At 68.9% G+C, this 13,077-nt stretch carries 11 protein-coding genes and 1 pseudogene; 5 read left to right on the top strand and 7 right to left on the bottom strand.

Going from position 1 to position 13,077, the window contains the following annotated elements; translation table 11 throughout:
• A pseudogene (locus ACK59X_RS00135) lies at positions 1 to 670 on the top strand (3-deoxy-D-arabino-heptulosonate 7-phosphate synthase); the annotation flags it as partial.
• Here ACK59X_RS00135 and ACK59X_RS00130 read toward each other — a convergent pair.
• Positions 671 to 1,579, bottom strand: a complete 909-nt coding sequence (locus ACK59X_RS00130; protein ID WP_409954428.1) for a LysR family transcriptional regulator — start codon at positions 1,577 to 1,579, stop codon at positions 671 to 673.
• Positions 1,580 to 1,681: 102 nt separating this feature from the next.
• Here ACK59X_RS00130 and ACK59X_RS00125 point away from each other — a divergent pair, with 102 nt between their 5' ends.
• The 3 genes from ACK59X_RS00125 to ACK59X_RS00115 are packed head-to-tail and all read left to right on the top strand — an operon-like array spanning position 1,682 to position 5,543.
• Positions 1,682 to 3,394, top strand: coding sequence for an acyl-CoA dehydrogenase family protein (locus ACK59X_RS00125; protein WP_409954427.1), 1,713 nt, complete (start codon positions 1,682 to 1,684; stop codon positions 3,392 to 3,394).
• Positions 3,395 to 3,430: 36 nt separating this feature from the next.
• Entirely contained in the window at positions 3,431 to 4,405 is a 975-nt protein-coding gene (locus ACK59X_RS00120) for a Bug family tripartite tricarboxylate transporter substrate binding protein (RefSeq protein ID WP_409954426.1), read from the top strand.
• 7 nt (positions 4,406 to 4,412) lie between these two features.
• On the top strand, positions 4,413 to 5,543 hold the full coding sequence (locus ACK59X_RS00115) for a CaiB/BaiF CoA transferase family protein (protein WP_409954425.1): 1,131 nt from the start codon (positions 4,413 to 4,415) through the stop codon (positions 5,541 to 5,543).
• Between the two features lie 18 nt (positions 5,544 to 5,561).
• Here the strand turns inward: ACK59X_RS00115 and ACK59X_RS00110 are convergent, their stop codons facing one another.
• The 6 genes from ACK59X_RS00110 to ACK59X_RS00085 form a co-directional block, all read right to left on the bottom strand.
• A complete protein-coding gene (locus tag ACK59X_RS00110; RefSeq protein WP_409954424.1) occupies positions 5,562 to 6,602 on the bottom strand; it encodes an amino acid ABC transporter substrate-binding protein in 1,041 nt (346 codons plus the stop codon).
• A 212-nt stretch (positions 6,603 to 6,814) separates the two neighbouring features.
• Complete coding sequence (locus tag ACK59X_RS00105) at positions 6,815 to 7,321, bottom strand: GNAT family N-acetyltransferase (protein WP_409954423.1); 507 nt, start codon at positions 7,319 to 7,321, stop codon at positions 6,815 to 6,817.
• Between the two features lie 4 nt (positions 7,322 to 7,325).
• Entirely contained in the window at positions 7,326 to 8,660 is a 1,335-nt protein-coding gene (gene glmM / locus ACK59X_RS00100) for a phosphoglucosamine mutase (RefSeq protein WP_409954422.1), read from the bottom strand.
• Positions 8,661 to 8,727: 67 nt separating this feature from the next.
• A complete protein-coding gene (gene folP / locus ACK59X_RS00095) occupies positions 8,728 to 9,585 on the bottom strand; it encodes a dihydropteroate synthase (RefSeq protein WP_409954421.1) in 858 nt (285 codons plus the stop codon).
• 192 nt (positions 9,586 to 9,777) lie between these two features.
• A complete protein-coding gene (gene ftsH / locus ACK59X_RS00090; protein ID WP_409954420.1) occupies positions 9,778 to 11,709 on the bottom strand; it encodes an ATP-dependent zinc metalloprotease FtsH in 1,932 nt (643 codons plus the stop codon).
• Positions 11,710 to 11,902: 193 nt separating this feature from the next.
• On the bottom strand, positions 11,903 to 12,565 hold the full coding sequence (locus ACK59X_RS00085; protein WP_409954419.1) for an RlmE family RNA methyltransferase: 663 nt from the start codon (positions 12,563 to 12,565) through the stop codon (positions 11,903 to 11,905).
• 33 nt (positions 12,566 to 12,598) lie between these two features.
• Here ACK59X_RS00085 and ACK59X_RS00080 point away from each other — a divergent pair, with 33 nt between their 5' ends.
• Positions 12,599 to 13,075, top strand: coding sequence for a YhbY family RNA-binding protein (locus ACK59X_RS00080; RefSeq protein ID WP_409954418.1), 477 nt, complete (start codon positions 12,599 to 12,601; stop codon positions 13,073 to 13,075).
• Positions 13,076 to 13,077 lie beyond the last annotated feature (2 nt).

Below are 13,077 nucleotides of genomic sequence, written 5' to 3'. Positions count from 1 at the left end.
GGCACTGGCCACCCGGGCCCTGCAGGCCCTGGCGCACCGGCTGGACCGGGCCGACGGCACCGGCGGTGCCTGGCGCGTGGTGACCTCGCTGCGGGTGCCGCCCTCCATTCCCGCCAGCGCCGAGCGCGCCAAGAGCGAGTGGGATGCCGTGCTGCTGCGCAAGGCCCCGGGCACCGCAGGCCAGCCGCCGGCCTGGGACGTCTGCCTGCTGCTGGAGGCCAAGGCCTCGGTGGATGCGGTGGCCAGCGATTTTTCGCGCCTGCGGCGCGGCCTGCGCCTGCTCGGCCATGCCGACGCGGGCACGGTGTACACCTTCCTCTGCCGGGAGGGCGAAGTGCTGCTGCGCGGCGCCTCCCTGAGCGCACTGGACGGGCCGGAGACCGATCTGCCGGCCACGGTGCTCTACTGCACCGACGCCCCCGCCCCGCAGACGCCCCACCTGCTGGCCGCCGCCAGCCGCATGCAGCTGCTCGGCGCCCCGCAGAGCCTGGCGTTCGCCAGCGCGCTGGCCGAGGGCCGGCAGGCCGACGTGGGGGACCTGGAGCCTGTCTGGCAGGCCCTGCTGGAATCACCGCAGTGGGAACCCGTGCGCGAGCAATACCCCGCGCTGCGCGGCGTGCGCGAGCTGATGGTGCACGTGGACGACCTGGCGCTGGCCGTGGGCGCCTGATCACCCGGACCGGGGTCGTGACGGCAGGAGCGGCGGCGGGCGGCCCAGCTCCTCGAGCAGGCGCGGCACCAGCACATTGCGCGAGGCCGCGGGCCATACCCCGTAGGCCTCGGACTGCCACCCCGAGCCGGCCAGCGGCCGGAACACCGCGCCCGGCAGGGCGCAGTGCCGCATGGCATCGGGCACCAGGGCCACGCCCATGCCCTGGGACACCAGGGACACCACGGCCAGCCAGTGCCGCACCTGCATGCGCACCTCGGGGTAGAAGCCGGCGTCGGCACAGACCGAGAGGATGCGCGCGTGGTAGTCGGGCGAGGCACTGCGCGAGAACAGCACGAAGGGCTCGTCCTTGAGCTGGCCCACCGCCACCGCGCGCTTCCTGGCCAGCGCATGGCCTGCGGGCAGGCAGGCGACGAAGGGCTCCGACACCAGCAGGCGGCAGTCGAGCTCGGCCGGCACCCGGTGCGTGTGCGCGAAGCCCAGGTCCAGCCGGTCGTGCAGCAGCTCGGTCATCTGCTCGGCGGAGTTGAGCTCGGTCAGCGTGACCCGCACGGCCGAGTGGGCGGCCTGGAAGCGCCCCAGCGCCTGCGGCAGGCCGCGGTACAGCATGGAACCGACAAAGCCGATGCGCAGGCGGCCGGCAGCCCCCTGGGCCACCTGGCGCGCCTCAGTGGCGGCCTCCTGCGCCGCCTGCAGAAGGCTGTGCGCCGAGGCCTGCAGCGCCTGCCCCGCGGGCGTGAGGCGCACCGCCTTGCTGCTGCGCTCGAACAGCTGCGCGCCCACCGAATCCTCCAGCTGGCGGATGGCCACGCTCAGCGGCGGCTGCGAGATGGCCAGGCGCCGGGAGGCGCGGCCGAAGTGCAGTTCCTCGGCCAGGACGACGAAATACCGCAGGTGGCGCAGTTCCATCGCAAACCCTTCAATGATATTCAAATCGGAATGAACAAGACCTAATCAATATTAGACAGAAATTGACCAGCCAAGAATCGCGGCAAAGGAGACAGACACGCCATGCCCACCCGCTCTTCGCCACCCGATGCGGCAGCCCCCAGCCACCCCGTGCCCGACCGCCATGGCGCCAGCCTCTACGCCAGCGATACCGAGCTGCACCGGCTGCTGGCCCTGTACCTGCCGGCCGACCTGCTGGCGCACATGCGCCCGCACTTCGAGCGGCTGGGCGCACTGGCGGGCGGCGTGCTCGACGAGTTGGCCGGCACCGCCGACCGCAACCCGCCCACCCTGTCGCTGCGCACGCGCACCGGCATCGACCGGCAAACGGTGCACAAGCACCCGGCCTACGTGGAGATGGAGCGGCTGGCCTTCAGCGAGTTCGGCCTGGCCGCGATGTCGCACCGCGAGGAGACACTGGGCTGGAAGGGCCGCATGCCGCCGCTGGTCAAGTACGTGCTGACCTACCTTTTCGTGCAGGCCGAGTTCGGCCTGTGCTGCCCGGTGTCCATGACCGATTCGCTGGCGCGCACGCTGAAGAAGTTCGGCAGCCCCGAACTGGTCGCGCGCTTCCTGCCGCGCCTGCAGCACCTGGACTTCTACCGCGTGGCCCAGTGCGCCATGTTCATGACCGAGCAGGCCGCCGGCTCGGACATCGCAGCCACCGGCACGCGCGCCCACCTGGATGAACAGGGGCAGTGGCGCCTCACCGGCGACAAGTGGTTCTGCTCCACCCCCGATGCCGATCTCGCGATGGTGCTGGCGCGCTGCGATGGCGGCGCGCCGGGGCTGAAGGGCGTCTCGCTGTTCCTGCTGCCGCGGCTGCTGGACGACGGCACACCCAACCGCTACCGCATCCTGCGGCTCAAGGACAAGCTGGGCACACGCTCCATGGCCAGCGGCGAGATCCGGCTCGAAGGGGCTATGGCCTACCTGGTCGGCGAGCAGGGCCGGGGTTTCGTGCAGATGGCCGACATGGTGAACAACTCGCGCCTGTCCAACGGTGTGCGCGCCGCCGGCCTGATGCGCCGCGCCGTGGCCGAGGCCGGGCACATCGCCCGTGAGCGCCAGGCCTTCGGCAAGCGCCTGCAGGACATGCCGCTGATGCAGCGCCAGTTGCACAAGCTGCTGCTGCCGGCCGAGCAGGCCCGCAGCATGGTGTTCCAGACCGCCCAGGCGCTGGCGCGCTCCGACGCGGGCGAGGCGGGCGCCTACCCGCTGCTGCGCATCCTCACGCCGCTCATCAAGTTCCGCGCCTGCTGCGATGCGCGCAAGGTGACCGGCGATGCCATGGAGGTGCGTGGCGGCTGCGGCTACATCGAGGAATGGAGCGACCCGCGACTGGTGCGCGACGCGCACCTGGACTCGATATGGGAGGGCACCAGCAACATCGTGGCGCTGGACGTGGTGCGCGCAGTGCAGCGCGAGGGCTCGCTGCCTGCGCTGCAGGCCCATTGCGAGGCACTGCTGGACGATGCCGCCCTCGCTGCGGGCTTTGCGGGCGCGCTGCGCGGCGCGCTGGCACGCGCCGCAGCGCTGGCCCTGCTCGCGGCCGAGGAAGGCGGCGATGTGCTCGCACGCCAGGCCGCCTCGGCGCTCTACCACGTCACCAGCGCCATCGCCATGGCCTGGGAGGGCGCGCGCGGCGGCTCCACGCAGCGCATCGAATGGGCACAGCTGGTCCTGCTGCACCGCGTGCTGCCGCGCGACCCGCTGGCCCCGGCGCGCTTGCCGCAGGAATGGACCGGCGGCGCCACGCACACCGTCCCGGCCTGAATCGCTTTCCTGCACACAACCACACGGAGACAAGCCATGCGATTTTTCACCCACCTCGTGCTCGCTGCGGCCGCCGCCCTGCCGCTGATGCCGCCGGCCCATGCCGACACCTTTCCGGACCGCCCCATCACGCTGGTGATCCCCTTCCCGCCCGGCGGCCCCACCGATGCCATGGCGCGCACGCTCGCGGCCGAGATGAAGGACCGGCTGGGCCAGCCGATGGTGGTGGAAAACCGCGCCGGAGCCGGCGGCAACATCGGCGCGGAGTACGTGGCGCGTTCCGCCGCCGATGGCCAGACCCTGCTGTTCGGCACCTCGGGCCCGCTGGCCATCAACGCCAGCCTCTACCGCAAGATCGGCTACGACCCGGTGAAGAGCTTTGCGCCCGTGATCCAGGTCGGCCACCTGCCCAACATCCTGGTGGTGAACCCCGCAGTACCGGCAAGGAACGTGAAGGAGCTGATCGCCCATGCCAAGGCTTCGCCCGGCAAGCTGAGCTATGCCTCATCGGGCAACGGCGCCTCGTCGCACCTGGCGGGCGTGCTGTTCAACGCCTCGGCCGGGGTGGACCTGCAGCACATCCCCTACAAGGGCACCGGGCCTGCGCTCACCGACCTGCTTGGCGGGCAGGTGACCATGAGCTTCACCGACGTGCTCACCGCCCTGCCCTACGTCAAGAGCGGCAAGCTGCGCGCGCTGGGCATCACCACGGCCGCGCGTTCCCAGGCGCTGCCCGACGTGCCGACGGTGGCCGAGCAGGGCGTGGCAGGCTACGACGTAAGCGTGTTCTTCGGCATCGTCGCGCCCGCAGGCACGCCGCCCGAGCGCATCGCCAGGCTCAACAAGGCCTTCACCGAGGTGCTGGGCACGGCCAAGGTGAAGGAGCTGTTCGCCTCCCAGGGCCTGGAGCCCGCCCCGTCGAGCAAGCCCGAGCAACTGGGCCGGTTCATCGAGGCGCAGAAGACCTCGTGGGCCGGCGTGGTGCGGCAGTCCGGCGCCCAACTCGACTGAGGCCAGCATGCACACACCCGACAACCGCGCCCACGGAGCGCTGGCCGGCATCCGCGTGCTGGACATCTCGCGCATCCTGGGCGGGCCCTACTGCGGCCAGATCCTGGGCGACCATGGCGCCGACGTGCTCAAGGTGGAGCCGCCGCAGGGCGACGATACGCGGACCTGGGGCCCGCCCTTCAAGGACGGTGTCGCCTCGTACTACCAGGGGCTCAACCGCAACAAGCGCTGCATGCACCTGGACCTGGGCAGCCCCGAGGGCCGCGAGGCGCTGCTGGCGCTCCTGGCCGAGGCGGATGTGCTGGTCGAGAACTTCAAATCCGGCACGATGGAACGCTGGGGCATCGGCTACGAGGAATTGTCACGGCGCTTTCCGCGCCTGGTGTGGTGCCGCGTTACGGGCTTCGGGTCCGATGGCCCGCTGGGCGCCCTGCCCGGCTACGACGCTGCGGTGCAGGCCATGGCGGGCATCATGAGCATCAACGGCGAGGCCGAAGGCGGCCCGCTGCGCGTGGGCCTGCCCGTGGTGGACATGGTGACCGGCCTGAACGCCGTCATCGGCGTGCTGCTGGCGCTGCACGAGCGGCAGCGCAGCGGCTGCGGGCAGTTCGTCGAAGCCGCGCTGTACGACAGCGGCCTGTCGCTGCTGCACCCGCATGCGGCCAACTGGTTCCTGGACGGCAACACGCCCCGGCGCACGGGCAACGCGCACCCCAACATCTACCCCTACGACACCCTGGCCACGCGCACGCAGCCGCTGTTCGTCGCCGTGGGCAATGACCGGCAGTTCGCCAGCCTGTGCCGCTGCATCGGCGTGCCGGCGCTGGCGGACGACCCCCGCTATGCCCGGGCCGGCGACCGCTCGGTGAACCGCGTGGCGCTGAAGGCCGCACTGGAAGACGCGATGCAGCACTTCGACGGCAGCACGCTGGTGGACACGCTGATGGCCGCCGGCGTGCCCGCCGCGCCGGTGCTGTCGGTCGATGCGGCGCTGGCGCATCCGCACACCGCGCACCGGCAGATGGTGGTGGACCTGCCGGGCGGCTACCACGGCATCGGCGCGCCGGTCAAGCTCAGCCGCACGCCGGCCACCTACCGCCATACGCCCCTGACGCCAGGGACGGGCTTCGAGGGCTGAGCGCGCCCACGGCAGGCCTCAGCGGATGGGGAAGGCGTACATCAAGCCGTTCTTGTTCCACAGGTTGTTCAGGCCGCGCTGCAGGCCCAGGGCCGACTTGGGACCCACGTTGCGCTCGAAGATTTCGCCGTAGTTGCCCGTGGTCTTGACCGCGCGGGCCAGCCAGTCGCGGTCCAGGCCCAGCAGCTTGCCCGTGTCTTCGGTGGTGCCCAGCAGGCGCTGCACCACGGGGTCGGTGCTGCCGCTCTTCTGGCGCTCCACCGAGGCCTGGGTCACGCCGTACTCCTCGGCCTCGATGAGGCCGTAGACCACCCATTTGACAATGGCGAACCACTCGTCGTCGCCGCGGCGTACCATGGGACCGAGCGGCTCCTTGGAGATCAGCTCGGGCAGCACCACGTGCTCGGCAGGGTTCTTGGCTTCCTTGTTGCGCACCGAGGCCAGGCCCGAGGCGTCCGTGGTGTAGCCCACGCAGCGGCCCGAGAAATAGGCGGCCGTGGCGGCCTCGACCTTCTCGAACACGGCAGGCTTGATGCCCAGGTCGTGCGTCCTGGAATAGTCGACGAGGTTCTTTTCGGTCGTGGTGCCCGACTGCACGCACACGGTCTGGCCCTTGAGCTGCTTCATGCTCTTGATGTTGCTCTTCTTGAGCACCATCACACCCTGGCCATCGTAGTAGGTGACGGCGGTCTGGTGCAGCCCCATCGACGCATCGCGCGTGAGCGAAAAGGTGGTGTTGCGCGACAGCACGTCGATCTCGCCCGACTGCAGGGCCGTGAAGCGCTGCACGGTGCTCAGCGGCACGAACTTGACCTTCTCCCCATCGCCCAGCACGGCGGCGGCCACCGCACGGCAGATGTCCACGTCCAGACCCGACCAGCGGCCCCCGGCATCGGCCACGGAGAAGCCGGCCAGCGCCGTGTTGACGCCGCAGACGACCTGGCCCCGGGCCTTGATGCCATCCAGCGTCTTGCCCGCGTGCGCGGACAAGGGCACTACTGCCCAGGTGGCGGCGAGGAGCAGGCTGCTGGCTGCGGCGCGCAGGGGGAAGTGGGTCATGAAAGGCGTGCTCCTTCTTGAATGGGCGGCCGCGGTGCACCCTGCGCACCACCGGCCGCCACCTTGTGGGTGCGAGATTCTGGACGATGCGCGCCGTGCACCTGCATCGGGGTTTACGAGGATGGCGCCGACAGGCTACACGCATTGGGTCGCCGCAGGCGAAAGCAAACAGCTGCTTACAAAGGCCGGCGTGGTAGCGGCCAGCCTGGCGGTCAGGCCAGCTTCTTCTGCAGGAACTGCGCCTGCCCCATCGCCGGGTCCAGTTCGTAGGGCGCAAAGCCCTCGCGCAGGTACAGCGCCATGGCGCTGGTGTTGCCAGCCAGGACCTCGAGCGTGAGCTTGCACGCGCCACGCTCACGCGCGATGGACTCCACCAGCGCGAACATGCGCTGCGCGATGCGCTGGCCACGCCAGCCCGGGGCCACTACCACGTCGTGCACATTCACCAGGGGCTGGCAGGCAAAGGTGGAAAAGCCCTCGAAGCAATTGACCAGGCCCACGGGCACGGCGCCGCCGTCCTGCTGTGCCCAGGCGATCACACTGAAGGCCTGGGGGCGCTGCTGCAACGCGGCGGGCAGGCCCTGCAACACCTGCTCGGCCAGCGGCTGGCCACCACCGGCGGCGTCGCGGGCATAGCCGTCGAGCAATTGCACCAATGCCTGGGCATCGCCGGGGTGGGCATAGTCCACGCGGCGTACTTCAATCGGTACGGGGGCCATGGAATCAACCGGCACGCGCGGCATCGGCCAGGCGCTGTGCGCTGCGGCTGGCCAGTTCGGCTGCGCGCGCCTCGACCATCACGCGCAGCAGGGGTTCGGTACCGCTGGCACGGATCAGCACGCGGCCGGTGCTGCCCAGTTCCTGCTTCACGGCCTCGGTCTCGCGCGCCAGCAAGGCGTTGGACTTCCAGTCCTGCCCGGGCGCCAGGCGCACGTTGAGCAGCACCTGGGGGTACAGGGTGACGTCGCTGAGCAGCTCGGGCAGCTTCCTGCCGCTGCGCACGCAGGCCTGCAGCACCTGCAGGGCGCTGACCAGGCCATCGCCGGTGGTGTGGCGGTCCAGCGCCAGCAGGTGGCCCGAGCCTTCACCACCCAGCGTCCAGCCGTGGCGGGCCAGCTCTTCGAGCACGTAGCGGTCGCCCACCTTGGCGCGCACGAACTGCACGCCGCGCTGCTGCAGCGCCACTTCCACGGCCATGTTGGTCATGAGCGTGCCGACCACGCCGGGCACCTCTTCGCCGCGGCCCAGGCGGTCGGCCGCCATGAGATACAGCAGCTCGTCGCCGTTGTACAGGCGGCCCGCCGCGTCCACCATCTGCAGGCGGTCGGCGTCACCGTCGAGGGCAATGCCGTAGTCGGCGCGGTTGGCGCGCACCGAGCGCACCAGCGCCTCGGGGTGCGTGGCGCCCACTTCGTGGTTGATGTTCAGGCCATCGGGCGCGCAACCGATGGAGATCACTTCGGCGCCCAGCTCATGGAACACCTTGGGCGCCACCTGGTAGGCCGCGCCATGGGCACCATCGACCACGATCTTCAGGCCCTTGAGCGTGAGGTCCTGCGGGAAGGTGCTCTTGCAGAACTCGATGTAGCGGCCCGCCGCGTCGTCGAGGCGGCGCGCCTTGCCCAGGCTGGCCGAGTCGGCCCACACGGGGGCCTCGGCCAGCGCCGTCTCCACCGCCAGCTCCCAGGCGTCGGGCAGCTTGGTGCCCTGGGCGCTGAAGAACTTGATGCCATTGTCGGGAAACGCATTGTGGCTGGCGCTGATCACCACGCCCAGGCTGGCGCGCTGGGCCCGCGTGAGGTAGGCCACGCCCGGTGTGGGCAGCGGGCCGAGCAGCACCACGTCGACCCCCGCGGAATTGAAGCCCGATTCCAGCGCGCTTTCGAGCATGTAGCCCGAGATGCGCGTGTCCTTGCCGATCAGGACCGTGGGGCGTTCTTCGGTGCGGCGCAGCACGCGCCCCACGGCATGGGCCAGGCGCAGCACGAAGTCGGGGGTGATGGGGGCCTGGCCCACGGTACCGCGGATGCCGTCGGTGCCGAAATACTGGCGTGTCATGGGGGAAATCTCCTCGGGTTCTATCGCTTATTGGTTCTGCCGTGCGCCTGCCATCGGCGCGCGGCCTTCACGGCTGTGCCGGTCGCTGTTCCTGTTGCTGCTGATCCATCGCCTGCCAGACGGCCAGGGCAGTCACCGTCTCGGCGACGTCGTGCACGCGCACGATGCGCGCGCCGTTCACCACCGCCAGCAACGCGGCCGCTACGCTGGGCAGCATGCGTTCGCCGGCCACGGCCAGCCCCGTCACGGCCCCCAGGGACGATTTGCGCGACCAGCCGGCCAGCACGGCGTAGCCTGTGGCCACCAACTCCTGCTGGCGCGCCAGCAGCGCAAAGGTCTGCTCCACCGTCTTGCCGAAGCCGAGGCCGGGGTCCAGCGCAATGCGCCCACGGGCCACGCCCAGCCCCTGCAGGTTCTCTGCCGCTTGGGCGAGGAACGAAAGCACCTCGCTCACCCCGTCGCCCGCCATCGGCGCCACCTGCATGGTCTGCGGGTCGCGGTGCATGTGCATCAGGCAAACCCCGCAAAGGGGGTGGCCGGCCACCACGGCCGCCGCGCCGGGCTGGCGCAGCGCCCACACGTCGTTGACGATGTCGGCCCCCAGGTCCAGCACGGCCTGCATGACTTCCGGCTTGTAGGTGTCCACCGAGACCGGTACGCCCAGCGTGACGGCCCCCTGCACCACGGGCAGCACGCGGGCCAGTTCCTCGGCCAATGGCACCGCCGGGCTGCCGGGACGGGTGGACTCACCGCCGATGTCCAGGATGTGGGCGCCGTCCTTCACCAACTGCTCGCAATGGCGCAGTGCCGATGCCGTGCCGGCATGCTGCCCGCCGTCCGAGAAGGAGTCGGGAGTGACGTTGACGATGCCCATGACCTGCGGCCGGGCAAGGTCGATGGCGAAGCGGGAGGTCTGCCAGAGCATGGAAAGGGAGAGGTCCACCGGGGACTGAGAGACGGCCGCTGGGGGCACGCAGGCAGATGGAGGAAGCAAAAAAGGGGGATGCGCAATACGGGGGAAGGTGCCGCCGCCGGCCCGGCCACGAAAAACGGGGCACTGGGCCCCGTTGGTGCGGTTCAACCGCGCTGGCTCGTCCTTCCCGCCTGTCGGTGTCCGTCAGGCGGCCGATGGAGCTGCCGGCGCAGCAGCCTCGGTGGCCACGGCCGGTGTGCCGCCGCCAGGGGTGTCACCACCCGACGAAGGCGTGCGCGGCGTCCAGTCCTTGGGAGGACGGGGCGGCTTGCCGGCCATGATGTCGTCGAGCTGCTCGGTATCGATGGTTTCCCATTCGAGCAGGGCCTTGGCCATGGCGTGCATCTTGTCGCTGTTCTCTTCGATCAGGCGGCGCGCCAGGTCGTACTGCTCGTCGATGATGCGGCGCACTTCGCTGTCGACCTTTTCCATGGTCTGCTCGCTCATGTTGGTGGTCTTGGTGACCGAGCGGCCCAGGAACACTTCGCCCTCGTTCTCGGCGTAGACCATGGGGCCCAGGGCCGTGGTCATGCCATAGCGGGTGACCATGTCGCGCGCGATGTGCGTGGCACGCTCGAAGTCATTGCTGGCGCCGGTGGTCATCTGGTTCATGAACACTTCTTCGGCGATGCGGCCACCGAACAGCATGCTGATCTGGTTGAGCATGTACTCGCGGTCGTAGCTGTAGCGGTCCTGTGCGGGCAGGCTCATGGTCACGCCCAGGGCCCGGCCACGGGGGATAATGGTGACCTTGTGTACCGGATCGCACTTGGGCAGCAGCTTGCCGATCAGGGCGTGGCCGGACTCGTGGTAGGCCGTGTTGCGGCGCTCTTCCTCGGGCATGACCATGCTCTTGCGCTCGGGGCCCATGAGGATCTTGTCCTTGGCCTTCTCGAAGTCCTGCATCTCCACGGTGCGGGCGTTGCGGCGCGCAGCCATCAGCGCAGCCTCATTGCACAGGTTGGCCAGGTCGGCGCCGCTCATGCCGGGCGTGCCGCGGGCGATGATGCTCGGGGCCACGTCCTGGCCGATCGGGATCTTGCGCATGTGCACGTTCAGGATCTGCTCGCGGCCACGGATGTCGGGCAGCGTCACATACACCTGGCGGTCGAAGCGGCCGGGGCGCAGCAGGGCCGCGTCCAGGATGTCGGGGCGGTTGGTGGCAGCCACCACGATCACGCCCAGGTTGGTCTCGAAGCCGTCCATCTCGACCAGCATCTGGTTCAGGGTCTGCTCGCGCTCGTCGTTGCCACCGCCCAGGCCGGCACCGCGCTGGCGGCCCACGGCGTCGATTTCATCGATGAAGATGATGCAGGGGGCGTTCTTCTTGGCGTTGTCGAACATGTCGCGCACGCGGGCCGCGCCCACGCCAACGAACATTTCCACGAAATCGGAGCCCGAGATGCTGAAGAACGGCACCTTGGCTTCGCCCGCGATGGACTTGGCCAGCAAGGTCTTGCCGGTGCCGGGAGGGCCGACCAGCAGCAGGCCGCGCGGAATGCGGCCGCCGAGCTTCTGGAATTTCTGCGGGTCCTTGAGGAAGTCCACGACTTCCTTGACTTCTTCCTTGGCCTCGTCGCAGCCGGCCACGTCCGCGAACGTGACCTGGTTGTTGTTCTCGTCGAGCATGCGCGCCTTGCTCTTGCCGAAGCTGAAGGCGCCGCCCTTGCCGCCGCCCTGCATCTGGCGCATGAAGTACACCCACACGCCGATCAGCAGCAGCATGGGGCCCCAGCTGACCAGCAGGGTCATGAGCAGGGAGCCTTCCTCGCGGGGCTTCACGTCGAACTTGACGTTGTGGCTGATCAGGTCGCCCACGAGGCCGCGGTCGAGCACGGAGGCATTCGTGCGGATCTTGCGGTCGTCGTTGGTGACGGCCACGATCTCGCCGCCGGAGAGGCCTTCGGGGATGGTGGCGCTCTTGATACGGTTGTTACGAACTTCCTCGAGGAATTCGGAGTACCCGATATGTCCTGCGCTGGCGCCGCCACGGGTGTCAAACTGCTTGAATACCGTGAACAGCACCATGGCAATGACCAGCCATACGGCAATTTTTGAAAACCACTGATTGTTCAAGCGGGGCTCCAGTTGCAAGGGAGAAAGGGCGACGGTCACAAAGCCGTCACGGCCTATATGTGGCCCATTTTAGGTCTTTCAAGCCGAGGCGCCATGGCTATTCCCCCTAGCGGCCATGGGCACCGCTCGGGATTTGCGGGGGTTTTTCACACATTGGTGCTCGTTTTCCCCGTCTTTTTGCCATTTCGGCCGATCAGGCCGGCTTCTTGAGCCCCATGCCCACGAGGAAGGTTTCCGACGACTTGTCGCGAGAGGCCTTGGGCTTGAGCGGCTTGACCACCTTGAAGGTCTGCTTGAACAAGGTCACCAGGTCGCTGTAGCCGCTGCCATGGAACAGCTTGACCACCAGCGCCCCATCGGGCTTGAGGTGGGCGGTCGCAAAATCCACCGCCAGCTCCACCAGATGGGAGATGCGGGCCGCGTCGGCCGATTCAATGCCCGAGAGATTCGGCGCCATGTCCGACACCACCACATCGACCACCCGCCCTTCCAGCGCCGCCTCCAGCTGCGCAAGCACCGATTCCTCGCGGAAATCGCCGTTCAGGAAGGTCACCCCCTCGATGGGCTCCATGGGCAGGATGTCCAGGGCGATGATGCTGCCGTTGAGCTGGCCGGTGGCGGCGCCGCTCGGAGACAGGCGCCGGCGCACATACTGGCTCCAGGCGCCGGGGGTGGAGCCCAGGTCCACCACGGTGTTGCCGGGTTTGATGAGGTGCAGCTGCTCGTCGATTTCCTTGAGCTTGTAGGCCGCGCGGGCCCGGAAACCCTCTTTCTGGGCCAACTTGACGTAGGTGTCATTGACGTGGTCGTTGAGCCACGCCTTGTTGACCTTCTTGCTTTGGGTTTTAACTTTCATTGCATTTTTCTTTCAGCCTCGATAATACGGCCCATGCCCCAAATTCAACTGACTCCCGCCGAGCGCCGGGAATACCGCGCCGAAGCCCACCACCTTGACCCCGTGGTCCTCGTGGGCGGCGATGGTCTCACGCCTGCCGTGCAAAAGGAAATCGACGCGGCCCTGAACGCCCACGGGCTGATCAAGGTGCGTGTCTTCGGTGACGACCGTGCCGCGCGCGAGCTGATGTACCAGCAGCTTTCCGCCGACCTGAACGCCGCGCCCATCCAGCACATCGGCAAGCTGCTGGTGCTGTGGCGCCCCAAGCCCGCCAAGGAACGTGTGATCGACGAAGACCGCATGCCCGGCCCGCGCGACGTGAAGGTGCTCAAGTTCAGCAGCCGCGCCGGCCAGCGCCCCGAGGTCAAGCAGCTGCGCGTGCTGGGCAACCAGCGCCTGACGCCTGGCGGCCAGATCAAGCGGGCCAAGAAGCCCAAGCAGAAGTCCGTCAAGAAGCGCCAGGCCGACTGATC

This window comes from Acidovorax sp. (assembly GCF_046339755.1).
GTDB lineage: Bacteria > Pseudomonadota > Gammaproteobacteria > Burkholderiales > Burkholderiaceae_C > Acidovorax.
The sequence above is the reverse complement of the archived record's forward strand: the minus strand, read 5'-3'. Positions and strand labels throughout refer to the sequence as shown.

What these genes read in the sequence shown, in the direction of transcription:
- folP (WP_409954421.1), bottom strand. Translation starts at nt 9,585, where the DNA reads ATGCTCTGGCAGACCTCCCGCTTCGCCATCGACCTTGCCCGGCCGCAG.
- ACK59X_RS00080 (WP_409954418.1), top strand. Translation starts at nt 12,599, where the DNA reads ATGCCCCAAATTCAACTGACTCCCGCCGAGCGCCGGGAATACCGCGCC.
- ACK59X_RS00130 (WP_409954428.1), bottom strand. Translation starts at nt 1,579, where the DNA reads ATGGAACTGCGCCACCTGCGGTATTTCGTCGTCCTGGCCGAGGAACTG.
- ACK59X_RS00115 (WP_409954425.1), top strand. Translation starts at nt 4,413, where the DNA reads ATGCACACACCCGACAACCGCGCCCACGGAGCGCTGGCCGGCATCCGC.
- glmM (WP_409954422.1), bottom strand. Translation starts at nt 8,660, where the DNA reads ATGACACGCCAGTATTTCGGCACCGACGGCATCCGCGGTACCGTGGGC.
- ACK59X_RS00125 (WP_409954427.1), top strand. Translation starts at nt 1,682, where the DNA reads ATGCCCACCCGCTCTTCGCCACCCGATGCGGCAGCCCCCAGCCACCCC.
- ACK59X_RS00110 (WP_409954424.1), bottom strand. Translation starts at nt 6,602, where the DNA reads ATGACCCACTTCCCCCTGCGCGCCGCAGCCAGCAGCCTGCTCCTCGCC.
- ACK59X_RS00105 (WP_409954423.1), bottom strand. Translation starts at nt 7,321, where the DNA reads ATGGCCCCCGTACCGATTGAAGTACGCCGCGTGGACTATGCCCACCCC.
- ACK59X_RS00120 (WP_409954426.1), top strand. Translation starts at nt 3,431, where the DNA reads ATGCGATTTTTCACCCACCTCGTGCTCGCTGCGGCCGCCGCCCTGCCG.
- ACK59X_RS00085 (WP_409954419.1), bottom strand. Translation starts at nt 12,565, where the DNA reads ATGAAAGTTAAAACCCAAAGCAAGAAGGTCAACAAGGCGTGGCTCAAC.